General features: G+C 66.1%; 17 protein-coding genes and 1 pseudogene. 7 read left to right on the top strand and 11 right to left on the bottom strand.

The annotated features are described in order from the left end of the window. Positions 1 to 34: 34 nt before the first annotated feature. Positions 35 to 1279 carry an AAA family ATPase gene (locus ACQP1T_RS10330; RefSeq protein WP_433759716.1) on the bottom strand — a complete coding sequence of 415 codons (1245 nt, stop codon included), beginning with the start codon at positions 1277 to 1279 and terminating at the stop codon, positions 35 to 37. A 174-nt stretch (positions 1280 to 1453) separates the two neighbouring features. Between ACQP1T_RS10330 and ACQP1T_RS10325 the strand changes: the two genes are divergently transcribed. Then, positions 1454 to 1819 (top strand): hypothetical protein, encoded by a 366-nt coding sequence (locus tag ACQP1T_RS10325; RefSeq protein WP_433759715.1) that lies wholly within the window; start codon positions 1454 to 1456, stop codon positions 1817 to 1819. Here ACQP1T_RS10325 and ACQP1T_RS10320 read toward each other — a convergent pair. From ACQP1T_RS10320 to ACQP1T_RS10295, 6 genes are all read right to left on the bottom strand, one after another. Beyond that, positions 1806 to 2897, bottom strand: a complete 1092-nt coding sequence (locus ACQP1T_RS10320) for an S-adenosylmethionine:tRNA ribosyltransferase-isomerase (RefSeq protein WP_433759714.1) — start codon at positions 2895 to 2897, stop codon at positions 1806 to 1808. The genes ACQP1T_RS10325 and ACQP1T_RS10320 overlap by 14 nt on opposite strands. Beyond that, on the bottom strand, positions 2894 to 3592 hold the full coding sequence (locus tag ACQP1T_RS10315; RefSeq protein WP_433759713.1) for an SDR family oxidoreductase: 699 nt from the start codon (positions 3590 to 3592) through the stop codon (positions 2894 to 2896). The genes ACQP1T_RS10320 and ACQP1T_RS10315 overlap by 4 nt, the downstream gene beginning before the upstream one ends. Before the next feature lie 82 nt (positions 3593 to 3674). Next, complete coding sequence (ligA, locus tag ACQP1T_RS10310; protein ID WP_433759712.1) at positions 3675 to 5789, bottom strand: NAD-dependent DNA ligase LigA; 2115 nt, start codon at positions 5787 to 5789, stop codon at positions 3675 to 3677. A gap of 323 nt (positions 5790 to 6112) precedes the next feature. Next, positions 6113 to 7162: a methionine synthase gene (locus ACQP1T_RS10305; RefSeq protein ID WP_433762126.1), complete on the bottom strand. Its 1050-nt coding sequence runs from the start codon at positions 7160 to 7162 to the stop codon at positions 6113 to 6115. Positions 7163 to 7434: 272 nt separating this feature from the next. After that, positions 7435 to 8556, bottom strand: a complete 1122-nt coding sequence (gene mnmA / locus ACQP1T_RS10300) for a tRNA 2-thiouridine(34) synthase MnmA (RefSeq protein WP_433759711.1) — start codon at positions 8554 to 8556, stop codon at positions 7435 to 7437. After that, on the bottom strand, positions 8556 to 9782 hold the full coding sequence (locus ACQP1T_RS10295; RefSeq protein ID WP_433759710.1) for a cysteine desulfurase family protein: 1227 nt from the start codon (positions 9780 to 9782) through the stop codon (positions 8556 to 8558). The genes mnmA and ACQP1T_RS10295 overlap by 1 nt, the downstream gene beginning before the upstream one ends. A gap of 376 nt (positions 9783 to 10158) precedes the next feature. Between ACQP1T_RS10295 and ACQP1T_RS10290 the strand changes: the two are divergent. Further along, positions 10159 to 10296 (top strand): annotated as a pseudogene (locus tag ACQP1T_RS10290) (helix-turn-helix domain-containing protein); the annotation flags it as partial. Between the two features lie 89 nt (positions 10297 to 10385). Next, a complete protein-coding gene (locus tag ACQP1T_RS10285; RefSeq protein ID WP_433759709.1) occupies positions 10386 to 13520 on the top strand; it encodes a multicopper oxidase domain-containing protein in 3135 nt (1044 codons plus the stop codon). Here the strand turns inward: ACQP1T_RS10285 and ACQP1T_RS10280 are convergent. The 3 genes from ACQP1T_RS10280 to ACQP1T_RS10270 are packed head-to-tail and all read right to left on the bottom strand — an operon-like array spanning position 13517 to position 18034. Continuing rightward, positions 13517 to 14482 carry an antibiotic biosynthesis monooxygenase gene (locus ACQP1T_RS10280; protein ID WP_433759708.1) on the bottom strand — a complete coding sequence of 322 codons (966 nt, stop codon included), beginning with the start codon at positions 14480 to 14482 and terminating at the stop codon, positions 13517 to 13519. The genes ACQP1T_RS10285 and ACQP1T_RS10280 overlap by 4 nt on opposite strands. A gap of 10 nt (positions 14483 to 14492) precedes the next feature. Next, positions 14493 to 17210: a molybdopterin-dependent oxidoreductase gene (locus tag ACQP1T_RS10275; protein WP_433759707.1), complete on the bottom strand. Its 2718-nt coding sequence runs from the start codon at positions 17208 to 17210 to the stop codon at positions 14493 to 14495. Then, positions 17207 to 18034 (bottom strand): FAD binding domain-containing protein, encoded by an 828-nt coding sequence (locus tag ACQP1T_RS10270; RefSeq protein ID WP_433759706.1) that lies wholly within the window; start codon positions 18032 to 18034, stop codon positions 17207 to 17209. Before ACQP1T_RS10270 ends, ACQP1T_RS10275 begins: the two co-directional genes overlap by 4 nt. A gap of 421 nt (positions 18035 to 18455) precedes the next feature. Between ACQP1T_RS10270 and ACQP1T_RS10265 the strand changes: the two genes are divergently transcribed. The 3 genes from ACQP1T_RS10265 to ACQP1T_RS10255 are packed head-to-tail and all read left to right on the top strand — an operon-like array spanning position 18456 to position 20913. Then, the gene (locus ACQP1T_RS10265; RefSeq protein ID WP_433759705.1) at positions 18456 to 19076 is read left to right on the top strand and encodes a PadR family transcriptional regulator; all 621 of its coding nucleotides are present in this window, start codon (positions 18456 to 18458) and stop codon (positions 19074 to 19076) included. Positions 19077 to 19132: 56 nt separating this feature from the next. Next, positions 19133 to 20155: an ATP-binding cassette domain-containing protein gene (locus ACQP1T_RS10260; RefSeq protein WP_433759704.1), complete on the top strand. Its 1023-nt coding sequence runs from the start codon at positions 19133 to 19135 to the stop codon at positions 20153 to 20155. Continuing rightward, entirely contained in the window at positions 20152 to 20913 is a 762-nt protein-coding gene (locus tag ACQP1T_RS10255) for an ABC transporter permease (protein WP_433759703.1), read from the top strand. The genes ACQP1T_RS10260 and ACQP1T_RS10255 overlap by 4 nt, the downstream gene beginning before the upstream one ends. A 33-nt stretch (positions 20914 to 20946) precedes the next feature. Here ACQP1T_RS10255 and ACQP1T_RS10250 read toward each other — a convergent pair whose 3' ends face one another. Beyond that, positions 20947 to 21804 (bottom strand): LysR family transcriptional regulator, encoded by an 858-nt coding sequence (locus ACQP1T_RS10250; protein ID WP_062984968.1) that lies wholly within the window; start codon positions 21802 to 21804, stop codon positions 20947 to 20949. 111 nt (positions 21805 to 21915) lie between these two features. Here ACQP1T_RS10250 and ACQP1T_RS10245 point away from each other — a divergent pair, with 111 nt between their 5' ends. Then, positions 21916 to 23187, top strand: a complete 1272-nt coding sequence (locus ACQP1T_RS10245; protein ID WP_433759702.1) for an NAD(P)/FAD-dependent oxidoreductase — start codon at positions 21916 to 21918, stop codon at positions 23185 to 23187. Positions 23188 to 23222: the final 35 nt, after the last annotated feature.

Raw genomic sequence — 23222 nt, 5'->3', positions numbered from 1 at the left:
CAGCACAACCGCGAGCCACCGCCGACCCTCAGAACTACAGCGCGGCGAGCTCGCTGGTGCCGTGGTCGGTGCGGCGGATCTGCCAGACGGCCGTGCGGGTGCGCTGTGAGCGCCCGTTTGCCCGATCGATCAGCGACCGACTGTTCGTGGTGAAGATCAGTTGTGCGCCACGGGAATTGGTCTCCGGATTCTGGAACAGCTGGATCAGCCGGTCGGTCTCCTCGACCGGCAGGTGCGCGCCGATATCGTCGATCGCGAGCACCCGGCCGGAGTCCAGTGCGTCGAGCATGGTCGGCAGCAAGCGCAGCATCGAGACGGTGGCGGCGGATTCGTCGGCGATATCGAAGGCGGTATCGATGCCCGCGTGCACAAGTCCGAGGCCGACACCGCGACGCTCGACCATCCGGGTGTAGAGGGCATCGCGCGCGGCCTTCAGATTGCTCAGCTCGCGCTCGAGCATGACCTCGGTGATGCCGTTCTCCCGCAGCAACTGATCAGCATGCGCGGGGGAGGTCGCACACAGCTCCACCTGTTTGGCCGTTCCCGCGATATCGGCGTCGAGTTCGCGCAGATAGTCCGCGTACATCGGGTCCGGTTCGGCGATCAGCAGATCGGTAATGCCGAGCTCGGCGGTGCGCAACAGCATGAGCAGTCGCACAGCGTGGTCCGGGGCCGCGGACAGATGACTGCCGAGCCGATGCGCGACCGCCGTCGCATCCGTGGCACCGTGCTGTACTTCGAGCATCGCGGAGAACCACCGATATGCGGGTACCAGCGCCTCGGCATACATCTGCCCGGCGAGACTGAGCAGCAACGCATTCGGCCGCACCAGCGGCAACAATGCGGCAATGCCATAGCGTGCGGCCTCGAACATCGGGCCGATCTTGATCTGTTCGCCATTGCGCTCGAAGACAATTCGCTTGCGCGAACGCGGATGCGCGTAGAGCCACTCGGCCGTCACATCCGCGTTGTCCAGCCGGAACCCATAGGTGTACGGCACCCCCTCGGCGACGAAGCTCGCCACGAATTCCGAAGGACGATCCGGGAATCCGCGATGCGGCGCGCGCACCGGTCCGGCGTAGGGATCCCAGCCGGTCACCGAATTCAGCACCGCATCGCGCATCTGGCCCAGCGCATCGATCAGGCTCGTCTTGCCCGCGGCACTCGCACCGTGCACCGCCGTCACCGGTACCGCGACCGGTCCGCTCCCCCGGCTCAAACGCAAGTCCTGCCGTTCGGCCAGCGATCTGTGATTCGTCACCTGAAAACTGCGCAGCATCCCGCCATCCTGTCGGTTCGTCCGCCGGACCGCGACACCGCACCCGCCCGATGGCCTGGACAGACGGTGCTCGGGCGGCTTCGGCCGGACAAATGCGCACGTCACGCGTTATCATGCAGGCGCCGCGGCTATCCGCTGGCATCTGCCGGAAATGTATTGATGAGGGATTCAACGATGGAACTGACGATTAGTCGTCTAGTGGCCCGCAGCTCCGTCGCGGCCGCGCTCGCACTCGGCCCGCTGGTCGTGCTCGGACCGCCGCAGGCCGCCGCCGAAGCGCCCTGTCCGGACGGCACCGCCCGGATCTTCTTCCACGACGAGACCAACACCTGCCAGAGTGGGGGCACCTACAGCTTCGACGGCTCGCCCGCGCTCGTGAAGGTGTGCTCGGTGGGTAAGGTCCAGGTCATCGTCGACACCACCATTCAGAAGAGCCGGACCAAGACCAGGACCGCCCATCTCGATCTCAGCAACGGTAAGTGCGGTCGGATCGAGGTCGGCGGCCAGCTCGACTCCACGGTGAGCATCAGCCCCTCCTAGCGTCGGGACCGAACAGCAGCGCACTGTCGCCGAACTCGTGCCAGAGATATCCGGTGTCGAGTGCGGTGGCGTACGCCTGATGGACGGTGGCCTCGCCCGCGACCGCGACGAGCAGATCCAGATGCGACGCACCGGGTGCGTGCCAGCCGGTGATGATGCCGTCGACCACCCGAGCGGGATGTCGCGGTCCGAGGACCAGTTCGGTCCACCCTCGGGCCGGGTGCACGATTCCGTGGTGGTCGGCGGTGGTCTCCAATGCTCGCGTCACCGTGGTGCCGACCGCGATGATGCGTCCGCCCGCCGCCTTGGTGTCGTTCACCAGACGCGCGGTCGCGGCAGGTATCGCGAACCGCTCCGGGCTCGGGGGTTCGCCCGCCTCGGGTGAGGAGACCCCGGTGTGCAGGGTGATCGGCGCGATCGCGACGCCCGAGGTGACCAGATCGAGCACCAATCGCCGCGTGAACGGGCGTGCCGCACTCGGCATTTCGGCGCTGCCGGGGATACGGCCGAAGACGGTCGTGTAGTACGACGGCGACCAGCGTTGCGGCACATACGAATAGGTGATCGGGTAGCCATGGGTCGCCAGCAGCCAGATGGGATCGGCACTGAGTTCGGCGATCCAGAGTCGACGCGCACCCGGTAGCCAGGATTCACGCAGGGTGGCGGTGGCACCTTCCCGAAGCCGAATCTCGCTGCCCGGGTGAAGATCACGCGGATACGGCGTGCGTTCGCGGGTGCGCACCTCCACCACCCACAGTCCGTCGCAACCGCCGAAGGTGTCCGGTGACCCGCTCGTCCCGTCGACGGGCGCATTGAGCCAGGTGGACAGATGCAGCGTGACCGGCAGGCCGTCGAGGGTGCCGTCGACCGCCGCGGCCAGGGTCGCCGAATTGTTCACCACCACAAGGTCACCCGCGTTCAGCTGCTGTGGCAGTTCGCGAAATATGTTGTGGGTGAGACGATCCGCGGCCACCAGCATCCGGACCTCGTCGCGGGCCAGCCCGCGCGCCTCCGGCGGAGCGGCGGCATTGCGCTCGGGCGGCAGGACATCGGCCCATTCATTCAACGCCGTTGTCATCTGCCGACCCCCGCGGCGAAATCGGCGGCGGTATAACGACCGCTCTTGGGACGCTGCTCGATCAACCGCAGCAGTGCGGGCACGACGGTCTCGGGCTCTGGACGATCGGAGATATCGTCACCGGGAAATGCCGCCTGATGCATTTCGGTGCGCATATCGCCGGGATCGAAGGCATAGATCGACAGCTCCGGATGTTCGGCGGCCAGGATGGCGGTGAGTTGATCCAGGGCCGCCTTGGCGGAGCCGTAGCCGCCCCAGTCCGGATACGGTTCGACGGCCGCATCGGAGCTGATGTTCACCGCGACGCCATCCGGATCGAGCAGCGGCAGCGCGAACTGGACAACCGCGAGCGGTGCGATGACATTGGTCCGATACACCAACTCGAGCTGATCGAGCGGATACTTCGCCAGTCGCGGCATCGGACTGGGCCCGAGCGCGCTCGCATTGTTCACCAGCAGATCGAGATGTCCGAATTCGCCCGCGACCTCGGCCAGTTCGGCGCGATGCGCCGGATCGGTGATATCGCCCGGCACCGCGAGAAATGCTTCACCGATCTCGGCCCCCACCCGGGCCAGCCGGTCCGCGCGGCGCGCGGTGCCGATCACCCGCCAGCCGCGGTCGATGAGCGAACGCGCAAGAGCCAGACCGAATCCCGCCGAAGCACCGGTGATCAGAGCGGTTGAGCGGTGAGTCATAACGAATCTCCTGATAGTTACCTACCAGTCGATCGTCATACCTGAAGTCAGGTTCAGGTCAAGGATTTCGCCGATGGCATATCTACTCCTCGGATTCGGCATCCTCCGCGACCGTCTCCGGCGTGACCGCCGCCGGACCCTGCTCGAGCAGCTTGCGGAATCCGTCCTCGTCGAGGATCGGCACACCGAGTTCCTCCGCCTTGGCGGCCTTGGACCCCGGCGAATCACCGATCACCACGAATGCGGTCTTCTTCGAGACCGAACCCGCGGCCTTACCACCACGCACCAGGATCGCCTCCTTGGCGCCGTCGCGGGAGAACCCTTCCAGCGAACCGGTCACCACGATCGATAGACCCTCGAGCGTGCGCTCGATGGATTCGTCGCGTTCATCGGCCATCCGCACGCCCGCGGCACGCCACTTGTCGACGATCGCGCGATGCCAATCGACGGTGAACCATTCCGCGACCGCGGCGGCAATGGTCGGACCGACACCATCGGCGGCGGCCAGTTCCTCTACCGCGGCATCCCGGATCCGGTCGATACTGCCGAATTCCCTGGCCAGCACCCGCGCCGCAGTGGGCCCGACGTGCCGGATGGACAACCCGACCAGCACCCGCCACAGCGGGCGATCCTTGGCGGTCTGCAAGTTGTCCAGCAGCCGCTTGCCGTTCGCGGACAGGCCGCCGTTCTTATTGGCGAACAGCGCGGTGGTGAGCAGCCGCGCCTCATCGAGGTCGAACAGATCGCCCTCGTCGGTGATCACGCCCGACTTCAGCAGATCATTGGCGGCCTCGTAGCCGAGCGATTCGATATCGAACGCACCGCGACCTGCCATATGGAATACCCGCTCGCGCAGCTGCGCCGGACAGAACTGCTGGTTGGGACAGCGGATATCGGCGTCGCCTTCCTTCTGCGGCGCCAGCTCGGTGCCGCACTCCGGACAGTGCGTCGGCATCACGAATTCACGCTCGTCTCCGGTGCGTGCGTCGACCACCGGGCCGAGCACCTCGGGAATCACGTCACCGGCTTTGCGAATGGTGACGGTATCGCCGATCAGCACGCCCTTGCGTTTCACCTCGGAGGCATTGTGCAGGGTGGCCATGGCGACCGTGGAGCCAGCGATGGAGACCGGCTCCATTACCGCGAACGGGGTGACCCGGCCGGTGCGCCCGACATTCACCTCGATATTCAGCAGCTTGGTCGTGGCCTCTTCGGGCGGGTACTTGTAGGCGATCGCCCAGCGCGGGGCACGCGAGGTCGAGCCGAGCCTGCGCTGCAGCGACATCTCGTCGACCTTGATCACCTGGCCGTCGATTTCGTGCTCGATATCGTGACGGTGCTCGCCCCAATAGTTGACGCGCTCGATCACCGCATCGATGCCCTGCACCAGCACAGTGTGCTCGGAGACCGGCAGACCCCATGCGGCAAGCGCGCGGTATGCCTCGTGCTGTGAGGTCGGGGTATAGCCCTCGATGCGTCCGAAGCCGTGGCAGATCATCCGCAGTCGACGCCGCGCCGTGACCGCCGGATCCTTCTGGCGCAGCGAACCCGCCGCGGTATTGCGCGGATTCGCATACGGCGGTTTGCCCTCGGCCACGATCGCCGCGTTGAGGGTCTCGAAATCCTCCAGCCGGAAATAGACCTCACCGCGCACCTCGAGCAGCTCCGGGACCGGGAACTCCGTGGTCGCGGTCAGCTCGGTCGGAATGTCGTCGATGGTGCGCGCGTTGAGCGTGACGTCCTCACCGGTGCGTCCGTCGCCGCGGGTCGCGCCGCGCACCAGCCTCCCCTTCTCGTAGACCAGGTTCAGCGCGACACCGTCGATCTTCACCTCGCACAGATAGTGCAGATTCGACCCGGTCTCGGCCTCGACCCGGCTCGCCCAGGTGCGCAGCTCGTCGAAGTCGAAGACATTGTCCAGTGACAGCATTCGCTCGAGGTGGTCCACGGCGGTGAAATCCGTCGCGAATCCGCCGCCGACCAGCTGCGTCGGTGAATCGGGCGTGCGCAGATCCGGATGTGCGTCCTCGAGCGTCTGCAATTGCCGCAGCAGCTTGTCGAACTCACCGTCGGAGATGACGGGCGCATCCCGCACGTAATACCGGAACTGGTGCTCCCGAACCTCGTCCGCAAGCCGCTGCCACTCCACCCGCTGCTCCGCCGTAGCCGGGTCCGCCGCGATGTCGCTGTCACTCACCCATCGCACATTAGTCGAGCCCACCGACAAGTCACCGCCACATTCCCGCACGTCGCGGCGGACAATCCGGGCAACGGATCCGGTCCGAGAGCACTAGCCCATCGCCCGCCCGCACTGCCGCGAATCCGGAGTCGGTCATCGCCGTTTCGCACTCGCGCGACGCGGTGGTCGGATCGCGGTCCGCAGCGGCACCGGTCATGTCGGCGATCGACCGAGCCGATCGACAACCGGGGACACCGCCGCCGGATCCGCACGCATGGTCTTCGCGGCGTCCGTACCGATGACGATCGAAACACGCGAACGGCGGCCACACCGTCCGAGCGTCAAGAGAAGTCGAGCGATTCCGGGTCTTCGGCGTAAGCGCGTGCCACTTCGGTGGACAGACGGAGGGCTTGGCGGGCCCATTCGAGTGGGGCACCGGCCAGACCGCAGGCGGGAGCGACCAGGATCTGGGTGGCCAGCACAGTGCGACGCAGGCCGAGGCGGTCGATGAGACGGACACCGGGTTCGGCGATATCGCGCCAGGTCGGTTCGGCGGGCGGTGTCGTCGGAACCAGGCCGAGGGCCAATTGCTTTCCCGCGTCCAGGGTTTCGCCGATATCGTCGAGTGCGCCGGTGGTGATGGTGGCCATGTCGAAGCCGATGGCACTGGCCGCACTCTGGCGGAGGAAGGACAGGGCGGGCGTGTCGGCGCAGCTGTGGACCAGGACGGGGACGGACTGGGCGGCAATCACCGCGTCCAGCACCGCGAGTGCCTCCGGTTCGGGAACCGCGCGCACGGTGTCGAGCACACTGACGCCGCGCAGAGACCCGGCGAGCACATCGGTCAGTGACGGTTCATCCAGTTGCAGGATGACTTCCGCGCCGAGGCGTTTGCGCACCTCGTCCACGTGTTGGGCGAGACCTTCGGCAAGGGATTCCGAAATATCGCGCACCGCACCGGAATCGGTGAGCACTCGGTGTCCGACCGGAAGTTCGAGTCGGGCCGCAAGACTCAGCGGGCCGGTGGCCTGCAGTTTGACCGTGCCCGCCGAACCCGCACTCACCCAGGCCTCTTCGAGCGCGTCCAGATCCGACCTCAGCAGATCGCGGGCACGCCGCGAGACCGCACCGGGCCGAGGCGCCAACCGATAACCCCGGGTAGTGGTATCGAATCGCATATCGACCAGGAGTGCCGATACCCGGCCGATCATGTCCGAACCCACACCGCGCCCGGGCAATTCGACCAGATGCGGCAGATCCGGCAACTCACCGATGATGGTGGCCGCGGCCTCCCGCGGATCCGTGCCCGGCCAGGAACCGACGGCGGTCGCGATCCCACCCGGAATCCGCTCGGGCCCCTTCGCCGGGATTTCGCCTGATTCCTCGGCGATTTCACTCACGACTGCGCCTCGCCGACACTCGGCTCCATTGTGCGCGATCGCGCATTGTGTTGTTGGCTCACTCGCCGGCGCTCACTCACGACCGCGCCTCGCCGACACTCGGCTCCATCGTGCGCGATCGCGCGCCCTGTCGATGGCTCACTCGCTGACGCTGGCTCACTGCTTGCCCCTATGCGGGGTATGCACCCCATCGTGTGGTGGATCCCGGTCTGCGCCCGGGACGAAGCGATCTCGCTTGCCGCGCCGCCCGATGTCGGCGGCACTCACTGCCGGGTGCTCGCGCCCGCGCTACTCACAGAATCCGAGGCATCGCGCGCGGTGCCGGTGATGGTGCCGCTGCCGATCACCTGATCTCCCAAAGCGTCCGGGCGATACAGCACAACGGCCTGGCCGCGGGCCACACCGGTCAGCGGCTCACGCAGTCGCACGACCAACCCGTCACCGACCGCCTCGGCCACGGCCGGTGCGGTACCACCGTGCGCGCGCACCTGCGCCACGCACTCGATCGGACCTTCGGGCGCCGCGCCGGAAGTCCAGATGGCGCGCTCGGCTTGGACGGTCCACACCTGCAGATCCTCGGCCGAGCCGACGCGCACCGTGCCGGAGTCGGGATCGATCTCGGTGACATAGCGTGGCTTACCATCGGCGGCCGGACCCGGCAATCCGAGACCCTTGCGCTGACCGATCGTGAACCCGTGCACGCCTTCATGATTCGCGAGCACCTGCCCATCGGAATCGACCACCGCGCCCGGCCGGATGCCGATCTTCGCGCCGAGGAAGGCCCGGGTGTCACCGGAAGGAATGAAGCAGATGTCATGGCTGTCGGGCTTATTCGCCACCGCGAGCCCACGGTCGGCGGCTTCGGCGCGAATCTGCGGCTTCGGAGTATCGCCCACCGGGAACATCGCCCGCGACAGCTGCTGCGCGGTCAGCACCGCGAGCACATAGGACTGGTCCTTGTCGGCATCGACGGCACGGCGCAGCACACCGTCCTCGAGCCGCGCGTAATGGCCGGTGACCACGGCATCGAAGCCGAGGGCCACCGCGCGATCGGCGAGGGCGGAGAACTTGATCTTCTCGTTGCAGCGCAGGCAGGGGTTCGGCGTTTCACCCGCGGCGTAGGCGGCGACGAAATCGTCGATCACGTCTTCCTTGAAGCGGTCCGCGAAATCCCAGACGTAGAAGGGAATTCCGAGCACGTCGGCCGCTCGCCGGGCGTCGCCCGCATCCTCCTTCGAGCAGCAACCGCGCGAACCGGTGCGCAAGGTGCCCGGTGTCGCGGACAGCGCCAGATGTACACCGACAACCTCATGACCAGCGTCGACGGCACGTGCCGCCGCCACGGCCGAATCCACACCACCACTCATCGCGGCGAGTACCCGCATCAGACACCTCCCTTCGCACCGGCCAGACCCGCGGCCCTGGCCCTTTCCACAACCTGGGGCAAGACATTCAGCACCGCGTCCACATCGGCACGGGTCGAGGTGTGCCCCAACGAAAATCGCAGTGAACCGCGCGCCTGCCACGGTTGCACGCCCATGGCGATCAGCACATGACTCGGGGTGGCCACACCCGCATTGCAGGCCGACCCGGTAGAGCATTCGATCCCGGCCGCGTCCAGCAGCATCAGCAGCGAATCCCCTTCGCAGCCAGGGAAAGTGAAGTGCACATTGCCCGGCAGGCGTCGCGCATCGGCGGGGCCGCTCAGCACCGCATCCGGAACGGTATCGCGGATGCCTTCGATCAATTCGTCCCGCAGCGCAGTCAATTCCTTTGTGCGCGTTGGCAACTCGGTCACCGTGTAGTTCAGTGCGGCGGCCAGGCCGACGGCCGCGGCGGTATCCGAAGTACCGGAGCGCAGATCGCGCTCGTGCCCGCCGCCGTGCATCAGCGGCACACACGGCACCTGCCTGCCCAGCAGCAGCACGCCGACACCATGCGGACCGCCGACCTTGTGCCCGGCGAAACTCGCCGCCGAAAGCCCACTCGCCGCGAAATCGATCGGCAGCTGCGCGGCGGCCTGGATCGCATCACTGTGCATGGGCACGCCGAATTCCTGTGCCACCGCGGCCAATTCGACGATCGGCGCAATGGTGCCGACCTCGTTGTTGGCCCACATGATGCTCACCAGTGCGACCTCGTCGACATGTTCGGCCAGCGCCGCCCGCAGCACCCGCGGCGACACCACGCCGTCGGAGTCGACCGGCAACCAGGTCACCTGCGCGCCCTCGTGCTGCTCCAGCCACTCGACGGCATCGATGACGGCGTGATGCTCGGTCGAGCCCGCGATAATCCTGGTGCGGCCCGGTTCGGCGCCACGACGGGCCCAGTAGATGCCCTTGATCGCCAGATTGTCGCTCTCGGTCCCACCCGAGGTGAAGATCACCTCCGATGGCCTGGCGCCCAGATCGGCGGCGATCGACTCGCGCGCCTCCTCCAGCATCCGCCGGGCCGCACGTCCGGAACCATGCAGCGACGAGGCATTTCCCGTCATTGCGAGCGCGGCCGTCATCGCCTCGATCGCGGCAGGCACCATCGGAGTGGTCGCCGCATGATCGAGGTAGACCGTCTGGGGCGCCCCATGGACCGAACCCGCAAAAGCCGACTTCATGACCGATAAAGCCTATCCCATCGTTGACCTGCGTAATCCTGGGGTATCCACCGGCTGGCTACGAAATCTCTACGATTCTGCACACGGTTCCGGCAACCAACCGGCCCGATCAGGTATTCCCCCACGGCCTTCGCACGACATCGCGACGACCTCACTCTGTATACGCCGGCGGCCCCAAGCCGGGCCTTGCAGCTGTCACATGTTCACGACTTCTGTCACCGAGTACTCTGCCGACGTCCTAGTGGTCGACGGTGGGATGGGGACTGGACGTCGGCGGTAGTCGCGGCCGTGGAACAGCGAACGGGCATCACTCTCGCCCGCGTGCAAGCCATCGCCGAACAGCTGCGGCACCCTCGAGACCAATACCGAAGTCGCCCAACGCATGCACTTCCACCGCAACACCATTCACCGCCGGCTACGCCGCATCGAGACCCCCTGCTCAGATCCGAAGGAAGCCGCCGAGCTGTACATCGCGCTGACCGCTGCCCAGCTCACCGGCCTCGACCCGGTCTGACAGCAGACACATGGCAAATCCGAGCGAGTAGTCTTCGGGGCGCCGAACGATGCTTTGGAACCGAGCCGCTGTCATGGAAGCGGGAACCCATGGTCACTCGTCGAAGGAAGCCGGTTGTCACGGTCGTGGCTGTTGCCGCGTCGATCGCACTGTTGATCGCGGCGTGCACGTCCGATAGATCCACGACGTCGGGCCGTGGCAGTACCGCCCCGGTCGCGTACCAGGAGCCGGTCAGGCTGACGAGCAAAGACGGCGTTCTCGAAGTGCGACTGTCGGCGCATCAGGGCACGGTCGCCCTCGACACGGTTTCCGATCCGGTTTCGAACTTCCTGGTCTTCGGTTACGAGCTCATCAGGGGAACCGCCTCGGACGGCTCGACCAAGGGGGACAACAGGTATCCGGCGCCGACACTGCGGGTCGATCCGGGCGAGCGCTTGATCGTGCACTTCGACAACGATCTCCAGGGTCTGACGATCAGAGACTTTTACAACCCGGCATTCACCCCCGTCGGCGGCGATGTGCCGATCTACCCTCCTGCCCTGACCACGGCTCCGCTCAACCTGCACACGCATGGACTACACGTGAGCCCCGACGGCAATGCCGACAACGTGCTGCTCGACATCCCCGCCGGCAAAGGCAATGTCTACGACTACGCGGTGCCGAAGAGCATGCCGAATGGCATGTACTGGTACCACAGCCATCGCCACACCGTCACGGCACAGCAGACCTACAAGGGATTGGCGGGCCTACTGGAAATCGGGCGACCCGACGGCAACCTGCCGCTGGTGACGCAGCACGACATCCCGATCCGCGATATGGCACTGCAGTACAACTTCGTCTTCGACCGCAAGGGCCGCGGCCACCAGTTGAACGACCCGAACTGGCCGCAATATGTGAGCACACTGCGGCCGCCGCAGGGATCGCAGCTCGCCGACGGCAGCTACCGGCCGAGCCTGGCCCCGGTGAACTTCGCGGAGACGACCGATGGTTCCCGGTACGTCACCAACTGGCACAGTGGCCCGCTCTCGCCCGCCAACCATCGGGGGCAGACCCAATTCGTGCCGAGCAACCTGCAGAGTTTCACCAGCGATCCGACGACCCAACCGCCCATTGCGGTCCCGGCGGACCCGACGCTGCCCGACAACCAGCGCGACGTTCAGTTCACGATCAACGGACAGTTCCAGCCCGCGCTGAAGGTGAAGCCGGGGCAGACCGAGATCTGGGTCCTGGCGAATATCAGCGACTTCACCTACATGCCGGTCACGCTGACCGAGACAGCGACGGGCAACCATCCGCCGTTCGCGATCGTCGGCCAGGACGGTGTCCCCTTCTCCGAGGTCCATCCACCGGTCGACGGCGACGGCACCCGTCTAGTAATCCCGCCTGGCTCGCGATATGCGATCGCGGTGACCATGCCGAAGACCGGTGATCTGGTACTCGAGATGCCGCCCGTGCCCGGAGCCCGTCCGGTCACGAATCCCGGTGTGCTCTATACGAATAACGGCACCGACAACCCGCCCGCCGTACTGGGCACGCTCAGTATCGACCCCTCGTTCATCAGCTACGAGGACGGCTTCTTCGTCTTCCCCACCCAGAAGCTCGTCCAGGTGCGGCCCGACGACGGCACGGGAAAGACGACGCCTTTCGTGCCGGGCCAGCAGCTCGATGCGTACACCTCTTTCGTGGACATGTCGGTGATGCAACCCGACGTGCGGCGCACTCTTACCGTCACGGGCGGCTTCGGCAACGACAAGGCCAGCAGCAGCGATCCCAAGGCGTTCACCTACGAGTTCGACGACAACACCTTCCCGAATATCCCGCTGCTCCAGCCACGACTCGACTCGGTCGAGGACTGGCTGATCACCAACCTGAACAATGACGAGCACCCGATGCACATCCACGTCAACGATATGCAGGTGCTGGAAATCGTCGATCCGGTGGCGAATACCAGGACCGGCGCGCAGATGTGGGGTGAGGACAACGTCAATGTGCCTGCCCCGGTCACCGACGAGAACGAGAACCCGCTCGTGCCCGCCTCGGTGACGCTGCGCATGAGGTTTCCCGATTACACCGGGACCTTCGTAATCCATTGCCATCGCCTCAATCACGAGGACAACGGCCTGATGGCGCTCGTCAATGTAATCCCCGCGGTATCGACCTATGCGGTGGCGATACCGGGTTCGCCCGGTGCGGCCGCGACCGTGCAGGTATACGACGGGAACGGCGACCGGCTGGTCGCGACGGTCACGCCGTTCACTTCGTTCGAGGGCACACCGACGGTCGCGATGGCCGATGTGAACGGTGACGGGGTGCTCGACCTGGTGGCCGGTACGGGTGCGGGCGTGAGCTCGGAGGTCGTGGCCTACAACGGTGCGGGCGCTGCGCCCTTCAGCGCCGAGCTGACTCGGTTCGCGCCGTTCGGGCCGGACTTCCGCGGTGGCGTCGATGTCGCGGCGGCCGATATCGATGGCAACGCATTGGCCGACAACATCGTCGTCGGCTCGGGACCCGGCATCGAATCGCAGGTCAAGGTGTTCTCCTCGACGCTGCCAGGTGAGCGCGGCAAGGCGCCCGAACAGTATTCGAGCTTCACGCCGTATCCCGGATCGACGAGCGGGGTCACGGTTGCCACCGGGATGGTCGATGCGGCCTCGGGTCGCGCCAGCATTGTGACGGCTCCGGGGCCCGGCGAAGCGCCGCGCGTGAAGACCTTCCGCTACGACCTGTACACGGCAACGGCGAAAGGCGACACCCACGCCGGTCATTCCGACCAGCCGACAATGACCTCGGAGTTCCTGGCCTTCGACGAGAACTACCGGGATGGACTCGCACTCTCGACCGGATGGGTGGCCGGTGCCGAGGGTGGTGCGAAGAGCATCGTCACCGGCATGCTCGGCGGCGACGGCACGGTGCGGGTGTGGTCGAGCGGGTCGCGGCTCGACGGACAGCCCGCGTTGTATACCGAGAGCCCGAACCATCATGCGGGCGCGGTCATGTTCCGAGAGATCGCGTCGTTCGTGCCGTTCACCGGCGCACCGGCGGGCAGCGGGGTACGGGTCGGGACCACTAGTACGACCTCCGGCGCGGATCTGCTCGTCAGCGGACCGTCCGAGATCCGAAAGTTCGGGCTTGACCGGGCCGACCCGCGCGCCACAACCCTGACACCGACGCTGTTGAGCACAATTGCCGCACCGACGCGGCCCGCACCGCTTGGTGGCCGTTAGGGCAATGACCAGAGCTCGGTCGTCACCACGTAGAAGATGACGACCCACGTCAGCATGACGGCGATGACAATGGCAATGCCCTGGAGGTTCGTCTTCGACGCTGGTGCATCCCGGGGCGGGCGCAGCCACCGCCGCAGCAACCGGTTCACGTAGTACGGCATCGTGACGTAGCTCATCGCGAAACTGGACAACAGGTTGCCGATCAGCAACCCCAGCCACAGCGGCATCTTCAACGGGGAAAGGGCGAGGGTGAGCAGCACGACGGTCGGGTAGAGGCCCACCCATACCGCGATCGCGGTCTTGGTATCCGACGGCGTCTCGTTGCCGTTCTCGTCGAAGGCGAACCAACTGCCGAACGAGTTGTCGATGGTGCGCAACTCGAAGTCGCTGAACTTCTCGCCCGCGGCCAAGAGCTCCTGACGCCGCTTCGAGGTGAGCCAGGTGGCCAGATTCGCGGCGGTGTCGAAACGATAGAGCGCCGTCCACTCGTCCTGCACACCCTCGATGGGGCGGAAGAGCTCGGTGCCGCGGAAGCCGTCGAATTTCGCCTCCTCCCGGCTCAGATCCGCTTGCCACGCAAGGAAATCCGCGACGCTCTCGGGAGCCACCCGATGGGTGACGACGACCGTCACGAGCGGATCCACTGGTGGCGTGCCACCGCTGATGACCTGCTGGGTGGCGGGGCCGTCGAAGTATTGCTGCCCGCTGTCCAGGAATTCCTGACGGGTAGCGCTGTTTATCCAGTCCTGTAGATGACCGACGGAGTCGAATCGGTAGACCACGATCCATTCGGGCTGCACCTCGGTGGGGGCGGCGATCTCGGCGCCGACGAATCCCGGATAGCCCGCTGCCGCGGCGTTCATGTCCTCCTGCCAGGACTTGAAGGCCTTCTCGAAACCTGGGCGCACCTGCTGGCCGATGATGACCGTCGCGGCACTGTCGGTAACTTTCCCGGCTCCCATCGCAGCCTCCTCATGGCTCGGGTCGCGCCGGAACCGGGGTGAGACGCCGATAGATGCGCTCGGGTGTGAGCGGCAGCGCGCGGAATCGGATGCCCGTCGCGTTCTCCAGCGCATTCGCCAGCGCGGGGGCCACCGGGTTGACGCAGCACTCCGCAATCCCTTTGGAGTGCATCGCCCCTACGGAATCGGCCGAGGCGACGGTAAATACTTCGGTGCGGGGAATATCGGCGTAGGTCGGGATGCGGTAGTTGCGCAGGTTCGGGTTGATCACCGCACCGTTCGCGTCGACGTGGAAGTTCTCGGTCAGCGCGAAGCCGATGCCCTGCGCGACGCCACCCTCGATCTGGCCCCGCACCTGCGCCGGGTTGATGAGGACCCCGGCATCGGCGGCGTGCACGCTGTAGAGGATGCGGATCTCACCCGTCATCCGGTGCACGGCGATCCGGAAGCCATGGGTATTGAACACGACGCTGCGCGGCGACCCGAAAGCCTTGCGCGCCTCGGTCAATCGGATACCGCGCCGGTGCGCCACCTCGATCAGTTCCGACAGCGATATCCGGCGGTCACCGCAGATGACACCGGTGTCGTCCATGGCACACGAGGCGATATCGACCCGAGCATGTTCGGCCGCCAAGAACAGAATGCGATCGCGCAGAGCCTCAGCTGCCCGCAGCACCGCGTTCCCGGCGACGAAAAGACCAGCGCTGGCGAAGGCGCCGGTGTCGAAACCCGTTCGGTCGGTATCGGATTGCACCAGACGCACCCGGGCCGGTGTGGTGCCGAGCCGGTCGGCGGCGATCTGCACGTGGGCGGTCGGGGTGCCCTCGCCGAATTCGACGGTGCCGACGGCGAGTTCGTAGATGCCGTCGTCACCGAGGGTCAGCCAGGCCTCGGAGAGGTGATCGGTCGGGGGCGCGGTTTCGTGCAGCGAGCTGGCGGCGCCGGTGCCGATGAGCCACTCGTCGCCGGGTGGTGGCTCGGCGATATTGCGCCGCAGCGCGTCATCGACGAGAGCGATGCATTTGACCAGGCCGTCCTCGCCGAATGAGACGTCGTCCGGGCCGTCGTCGAATGCGACGAGAGCATCACCCGGACGCACGATATTGCGCCGCCGCAGCGCGAGCGGATCCATATCGAGCGCGACCGCCAGCTCGTGCATGGCCGACTCCATCGCGAATGCGGGCTGGGTCATGCCGTAGCCGCGCAGTGCGCCGCTGGGCACGCTGTTCGTATAGACCGAATACGCGTCGAACTTCTTGTTGGGGCAGCGGTAGATCGCGACGGCCGTCCCACCGGCGAACAGCGTCTCGCCGCCGTGGTTGCCGTATGCGCCGGTATTCGACACATTGCGGACCTGGATCGCGGTCAGCGTGCCGTCGGCCCGTGCGCCGAGCTTGACCGTCAGCGACATGGGATGCCGCGGTGAGGCCGTGGTGAACTCCTCTTCACGCGTGAACTCCAAACAGACCGGCCGTCCGGTATCCAAGGTGGCGAGGGCGACCAAATCCTCGGTGATGACCTCCTGCTTACCGCCGAACGCGCCGCCGACCCGCTTGCAGAAGACGCGCACCTGATCGGGACGCAGATCGAAGAGATAGCCGAGCTTGTTCTTGGCGATCGAGGGCGACTGCGAACTGGTGCGTACGTGCAGCCGACCGTCCTCGAGCCACGCGATCGATCCGTGCGTCTCCAGGTGCGCATGCTGTACCCGCGGCGAGAAATACGTGCCCTCGTGGATCACATCGGCCTCGGCGAACCCCGCCTCGACATTACCGACGTGGCCGTGGATCTCGAGCAGGATGTTGTGCTCGGGATCGCGCACGAATGAGTCGTGCCCACCGTGCAATTGGGGAGCGCCGTCGGCCATCGCCGCCTCCGGATCGAAGACCGCGGGCAGCACCTCGTACTCGACGACCACCTTCCGGCAGCCCTCCTCCGCGGCCCCGACGGTGTCGGCCAGCACCGCGACCACGCGTTGTCCGACGAAGCGCACCACGTCGTCGAGGATGTAGGTGTCGCTCGGATCGACGAGGTGATCGGTATGGATCGCGGTCGTGAAGCGCTTGCGCGGCACGTCTTCCCAGGTGTAGACGCGATGCACACCGGGAACCGCGAGCGCCGCGGACTTATCGATCGACACGATGCGGGCATGGGCGTGCGGTGAGTGCAGCACCTTCAGGTGCAACATGCCATCGATCGCGGTGTCCATGGTGAATTCGGCGCGACCGGTCACCACCTGGGCGCCCGACGGAGTACCGACGCTCGTGCCGACGACTCGTCCCGGCCGGGCGTCCTCGATCCCGGCGACACCGCGCACCGCGTCTTCGATCGCCCGGTAGCCGGTGCAGCGGCAGAGATTGCCCTTCAACGCGCGCGACAGGTCTTGCCGCTGGGCGTCGGTGAGCGCCACCGTGGTCATGATCATGCCCGCGGTGCAGAAGCCGCATTGGAAGCCGGGAGCGTCACGGAACTGCCGCTGCATCGGGTGCATATCCTCGGGCGAACCGAGACCCTCGATGGTGGTGACCGCATGCCCCTCGGCACGGAATGCGGGCGTGATGCAGCTGTGCACGGGATCGCCGTCCAGCCATACCGTGCAAGCACCGCAATCGCCTGCGTCACAACCCTTCTTGACACCGTGGAAGCCGAGCGAGCGCAGGAATGTGCGCAGGCATCGACCCGGATTCGGCTCGGCTTCGAAGCTGCTTCCGTTCACGGTGTAGGTCACGGCCGACCACCCTCGGTCAGCTCGACGCGGATCTCCTCGGCGAAGTACCCGGCCAGGTGATGACGATGGTCCGGCGTGCCGTTCGGGTCGCTGAACCACAGGTCTTCGGGGATGGCGTCGATGCTCTCGCGCAGCGCCTCGGCGTCGGGCATGCTGTCGAATGCCAAGCGGACCGGGCGGGTGGTGCCCGCGGTGATGGTGAGCAGCAGGTCCGCGGTTCCCGGCGACTGGGTAGCGATCAGGAACAGCGTCGAGCGGCCCAGCCGCGTCAGAGTGAAGCGCCGGTGCGTGCACCGTTTGCGAAGTGCGGCGACCGGAATATCGATGCGGCGCAGGATCTCGCCCGGGGCGAGGATATTGCGGTGGTCGCCGATGACGAAGTCGGCGGCGTCGACGGTGCGTTCGGATCCGTCGGCGGCCCATACGGTGTAGGTGGCTTCCAACGCGACCGTCAGCGTGATCATCGGGCCCGCTGGCAACGACATGCAGATATTGCCGCCGACCGTCGCCGCGTTCCAGACCTTGAACGAGGACAGGAACGCCGCACAGCACGTGCTGAACAGCGTCCCCGCGGTCCAGTCACCAGGCGGCGCAAAGGCATCCAGCTCGCGAATGGTGCACGTCGCGCCGATCTCCAGGCCCGCGGCGCTCGGCACCAGACTGTCCCAGCCGAGTGCGGTGATATCGATCAGACGGCGCAGCTCCGGCTGCTCGGTCGAGAACAACCACGTTCCCCCGGCCAGCCATGCGTCGCCATCGCGCCAAGCCGCGCCCGGTCGGTCGGAAGGTCGCCGAACGATATCGGTGATCGTATTGAGATCCATCGCGCCGCTCCCTCTGGGAAGGTGCCGCCGATCGCCCGCCGAGTTCGATCACGCGATGCATCCGCCTTCGTCGGGGCATCGCCGATCACGTACTCGCCTTGGGCCAACGTACCCGACCCGACTATGCCCCGGCCAGCAATCCCACAGCGACTATCCGCGATCTCGGACCAACCCGTTCGCGAGCCGTGCCGCATCCCCTGCTCCCGCTCGCGGCCCGGTCGTAGGTTTCCACTGTGCGGCGACCGTTGCTTCGACGCTGGGGTCCCGCCGCCTTGTCCGCAACTCGCTCGCGGCGCTCGACCCTCTCCCGGGATTCCCGCGACCCGCCGTCGGCATAAAGGGCAAGACCGATTGCCGCACCGATGAATCCAATGGACCGAGGCCTGACGACCACACCCTTCGGGTGGGATAGCCTGCGAATATGGCTGTTCCAACGACTCGGATGCTGGTGCTCGCCGTGGTGCGACTGCTGGCGCCGGTGCACGGTTATGACGTTCGGCGGGAGTTGCTGTCGTGGCGGGCGGACAACTGGGCGAATGTGAAGCCGGGCTCGGTGTACGGCGCGTTGAACACCTTGCAGCGTGACGGGCTCATCGCGGTGGAGGGCGTCGGACAGGACGGTGCGCGACCGGAGCGCACGACCTATCGGCTCACCGCCGAGGGCGAGAAGGTCTTCGCGCAGCTGCTGCGCGACGCATTGTGGGATACCGAGCAGCCGAAGCATCCGTATGCCGCGGCGGTCGCGCTGCTACCGCAGGCGCCCAGGGACGAGGTCATCGCCGCATTGCGCAGTCGGGTCAAGAAATTCGAGGCCGAACTCGAGCAGCTCGATCGCGAGGAGCGTCGCGTGATGGCCGGCAGCGGCGATCCGGCGGAGACCGAACCGCATCATGTCGCCGACGCGATCCGGTTGGCCTCCGAACATATCCGGGCCGATCTGCGCTGGTCGCAGCAAACGTTGCAGCGCATCGAAAGTGGCGAATTGGCGGTATGGGATCGGTTCCCGACGCGGCTGGACGGCCGGAGCGCGATCATCGACTGATCAAGACTGAATAGTAAAGCTTGACTATTTGCCGGTCGTTCCCTACCGTTGTTCAGGTGGAAACGATCGACTCCGTTCGCGATCGCACCCGCACCTCGGTGATCCGGGTGCGCGGGCTGGCGCGGACGTTTGCAACCAAAAGCGGCCCCGTCCAAGCGGTTACGGGCGTCGACTTCGATGTGTACGCGGGCGAGATCCTGGGCCTGCTCGGTCCCAACGGCGCGGGTAAGACCACCACGCTGCGAATGCTCAGCACCCTGATCGCCCCGACCGAGGGTGAGGCGGTCATCTCCGACGCTGATCTACGGGCCGAACAGCGGACCGTGCGTTCGCGCATCGGCTATGTCGCCCAGGGCGGAATGACCAATGACGACGCCCTGGTCATCGACGAATTAGTGCTACAGGCAAGGCTTTTCGGGCTGAGCAAGGCGCAGGCGGTGCACAATGCCGAAGAACTGCTCGTCGCGCTCGACTTGGACGGACTCGGCAGGCGCAAATGCAACCAGCTCTCCGGCGGTCAGCGCCGCCGCGTCGATATCGCACTCGGCCTGGTGCACGGCCCGACCCTGATCTACCTCGACGAGCCGACCAGCGGACTGGATCCGCAGAGCCGCGCGAATCTGTGGGAGCACATCCGGCGGCTGCGCGAGCGGGGCACCACGGTCGTGCTCACCACGCACTATCTGGATGAGGCCGACGCACTGTGTGATCGCCTGCTCATCATGGACCACGGCGGCATCGTCGCCGAGGGCTCGCCCGACGAACTCAAACGCCGTATCTCCGGCGACGTGGTGAGCTTCGAAATCGATGACGGCCAAGCCGATCTCGCACTACAGGCCGCCCAGTCGGTGCTCGAGGTGCGCTCACTGGTGCGCTCGGAGGACGCGGGCGCGGACCGGATCGGCACGACGCTGCTGCATCTCACCGTTGATCGCGGCGACGCCGCGGTTGTACCGCTGTTGCGTGCCATGGACGAGCGTGGACTCGTGCCCGGTGCGCTCACTGTCAAACGTCCCAGCCTCGACGATGTCTTTCTCACCATTACGGGGCGATCGCTGCGGGAGGCGAGTCACTCATGAGGTTCATGCGCGAGACCGGGCTGATCTTCTGGTCCCAACTGCGGGCCAATCTGCGAAATCCGGTGTGGGTCTTGATCGGTCTGTCCCAACCGGTGCTGTATCTGGTGCTGTTCGGGCCGCTGGTCAAGGGCATCGCGCCGGCGCTGGGTGCGGATGCCGATCCGTGGAAGCTGCTCACGCCCGCGCTGGTCATTCAGACCGGGCTGTTCGGCGCGATCTATGTCGGATTCAGCATCGTGGCGGAACTGCGCGCAGGGGTGATCGAACGGCAGCGGGTCACGCCAGCGAGTCGAGGCGCACTGCTGACCGGACGCGTGTTCAAAGATATGGTCGTCCTGGTCGTCCAGGCACTGGTGCTGGTCGGAGTTGCCATGGCGGCCTTCGGAGTTCGGCCGGATCCGCTCGGCGTGGTGCTGTCGGTCCTGTTGATCGCGGTAATGGCAGCAGGTTTGGCCGCGGCATCCTATGCGCTGGGGCTGTGGGCCAAATCCGAGGACGTGCTCGCCTCGGTGCTCAATAGTCTCGCGGTGCCGCTGATGCTGCTGTCCGGCATTCTGCTGCCGTTGAGTGTCGGGCCCAGCTGGTTGCGCACGATCGGCAAGGTGAATCCGTTCTCGCACACCGTCGATGCGGCCAGGGCGCTGTTCCGCGGTGACTTCGGCGCGTCCGAGGTGTACCTCGGGACCGGGCTCACGCTGGCCGTCGCGGCGGTGGCGATGGTGATCGGCGCGCGCAGTTTCACTCGCGAAAATGCCTGACCGGCAGCCGGATTCCGCAGGCGGCCGCAGGTCTCAGCGGCGGTGCAACCCGGACAGCAGCGTGGTGAGGATGGGCGAGCGGCGCGCATCGCTGCGCAGGACCGCCGAGACCGGAATCCGTAGTCGGTGCTCGGCCAAGTGCAGTACGACCAGGCCCTCGGTCGGGCTGTCGGCGTAGAGCACGGTCCAGGCGTCCGGGCGATTGATCAGCTCCATGGTCGCGGTGTGGTCCGGCGGGATCGGCGGACCGAAGGTGGGGCCCGCGGCTAGGTCGGCGAAGGCGGCCCGAATCACATTGTGCAGCAGGACCTGTTCCTGTTCGGGCGGGAGCAGCAGCGGATACTGGCTCAGATCCGCCAGCGTCACCTGGTCGCGCGGGGCCAGCGGATGGGCGGCGGAGGTGGCGATGACGAGGTCCTCGATCCACAGCTTCTCGACCGCGAGACCGGGCTCGTCGACGCTGCCACGAATGAGTGCGAGATCGCAGTCGCCGTCGGCCACCGCGGTGATCCGCTGCCGGAACGGTTTGATGACGAATTCGATCTCGGCATCCGGATGCGCGGCGCGCGCTCCGGCGATCGCGGACAGGGATCGGGTCGCGAAGGACATATTGGCGGCCAGCCGGATGCGGTGGCCCGAGGTGCGCACGGTGGCCCGGATGGCCGACTCCAGACTGAGCATCTGCTTAGCCAGGGGAAGTAGCCGCATGGTCGCGTCGGTCGGTACAACAGCCCTGGTCGAGCGCTCGAACAAGGCAACGCCGAGGTCACGTTCCAACCGGGCGATCTGATGGCTGATCGCCGATTGGGAAATGTAACAGCGGGCCGCGGCCCTGCTGAAACTCAACTCCTCGCACACCGCGACGAAGTAGGTGAGCTGGCGAAGCTCCACGTGATCTCCAATTCATGAGCAATCCAGATAAGAGTCATATCTATTATGCGCCTGAACACCTGAAATATCTGCGGTTCGAATGACGGTTGGTAATGAGAGAAGGAGGCTGTCATGGAACACGCAGATGTTGTCATCGTTGGATCGGGATTCGGGGGGCTTGCCGCCGCTAAGCAGTTGGCCAAATCGGGTATCAATTACGTTCTTATCTCGAGCACTCCGGAGCATCTCTTCCAGCCGTTGCTCTACCAGGTCGCGACAGGTGTGCTGGCCTCCCACGAGATCGCCCCACCGATCGCCTCGGTACTGCGCAGGCATAAGGAGGCCGACGTCCGGCTCGGCAAGGTCGTCGCCATCGAGGCCGACAACGCGGTGCTCACCTACGAGCACGACGGCACGCACACACAGATCCGCTACGGCTCGCTGATCGCCGCCACCGGCGCCTCGCAGTCGTATTTCGGCCGCGACGATTTCGCCGACAAGACGTTCTCGCTCAAGACCATCGACGATGCGAAGCTGCTGCGCGCACAGATCGAACGGGTCTTCACCGAGGCCGAGGGCGCGGATGCGGAGACCCGCAAGCGACTGCTGAGCTTCGTCGTGGTCGGTGCGGGTGCGACCGGTGTCGAGGTCGCGGGTCAGCTGAAGGAACTCGCGAAACGGCACTACCACCAAGAGGTTTCGGTGACCCTGGTCGAGGGTGCGGGCGAGGTGCTGCCGCCCTTCGGCGGCGGGCTCTCGGAATACGCGAAGGCATCGCTGACCAAGAGCGGCGTCGAGGTGCTGCTTGGCACCTTCGTGACCGATATCGAATTCGGCAAGGTGACCGTCAAGGATAAGCAGGGCGTCGAGCGCCGGATCGCGGCCGAGACGGTGGTCTGGTCGGCGGGTGTGCAGGCGGGCGGATTCGCGCAGCTGCTGGCCGAGGCCACCGGCTGCGAAACCGACCGGGCCGGAAGGCTTTTGATCAATCCGGACCTGACCGTCGGCGGACATGCCGATATCTACGCCATCGGCGATATGACCTCGCTCAACGGCTATCCGGGACAGTCGCCGGTGGCCATGCAGGAGGGCAGGCACGCCGCCGACATCATCCGCCGCAAGAAGCTCCCCGGCACCCCGTTCAAGTACTGGGACAAGGGCAGCATGGCGGTGATCAGCCGGTTCAGCGCGGTGGTGAAACTCAACGAGCACATCACCTTTCGCGGCGTCATCGCGTGGACCATGTGGCTCGCGGTACACCTGCTGTACCTGGTCGGCTTCCGCAACCGTTTCGCCGCCGTGGCCTCGTGGCTGGTCGCCTTCATCGGCACGGGTCGACCCGGCTTCGATGAGGTGGACGCGGCCGAGGATCCAGTGCGGATAGCGGAGCGCGACGCGGCCTGACCGGTACCGAAAAGGTCACGGATCAGGCAAAAGGC

This window comes from Nocardia sp. CA-135398 (assembly GCF_050955845.1).
In the GTDB taxonomy this organism is placed as follows: domain Bacteria; phylum Actinomycetota; class Actinomycetes; order Mycobacteriales; family Mycobacteriaceae; genus Nocardia.
This window is presented reverse-complemented; position numbering and strand designations above follow the sequence as displayed.

Excerpts from the sequence above, each read along its gene's own strand:
- ACQP1T_RS10295 (WP_433759710.1), bottom strand. The coding sequence starts at position 9,782 with ATGAAGTCGGCTTTTGCGGGTTCGGTCCATGGGGCGCCCCAGACGGTC.
- ACQP1T_RS10325 (WP_433759715.1), top strand. The coding sequence starts at position 1,454 with ATGGAACTGACGATTAGTCGTCTAGTGGCCCGCAGCTCCGTCGCGGCC.
- ACQP1T_RS10280 (WP_433759708.1), bottom strand. The coding sequence starts at position 14,482 with ATGGGAGCCGGGAAAGTTACCGACAGTGCCGCGACGGTCATCATCGGC.
- ACQP1T_RS10320 (WP_433759714.1), bottom strand. The coding sequence starts at position 2,897 with ATGACAACGGCGTTGAATGAATGGGCCGATGTCCTGCCGCCCGAGCGC.
- ACQP1T_RS10270 (WP_433759706.1), bottom strand. The coding sequence starts at position 18,034 with ATGGATCTCAATACGATCACCGATATCGTTCGGCGACCTTCCGACCGA.
- ACQP1T_RS10255 (WP_433759703.1), top strand. The coding sequence starts at position 20,152 with ATGAGGTTCATGCGCGAGACCGGGCTGATCTTCTGGTCCCAACTGCGG.
- ACQP1T_RS10265 (WP_433759705.1), top strand. The coding sequence starts at position 18,456 with ATGGCTGTTCCAACGACTCGGATGCTGGTGCTCGCCGTGGTGCGACTG.
- mnmA (WP_433759711.1), bottom strand. The coding sequence starts at position 8,556 with ATGCGGGTACTCGCCGCGATGAGTGGTGGTGTGGATTCGGCCGTGGCG.
- ACQP1T_RS10245 (WP_433759702.1), top strand. The coding sequence starts at position 21,916 with ATGGAACACGCAGATGTTGTCATCGTTGGATCGGGATTCGGGGGGCTT.
- ACQP1T_RS10315 (WP_433759713.1), bottom strand. The coding sequence starts at position 3,592 with ATGACTCACCGCTCAACCGCTCTGATCACCGGTGCTTCGGCGGGATTC.
- ACQP1T_RS10285 (WP_433759709.1), top strand. The coding sequence starts at position 10,386 with ATGGTCACTCGTCGAAGGAAGCCGGTTGTCACGGTCGTGGCTGTTGCC.
- ACQP1T_RS10330 (WP_433759716.1), bottom strand. The coding sequence starts at position 1,279 with ATGCTGCGCAGTTTTCAGGTGACGAATCACAGATCGCTGGCCGAACGG.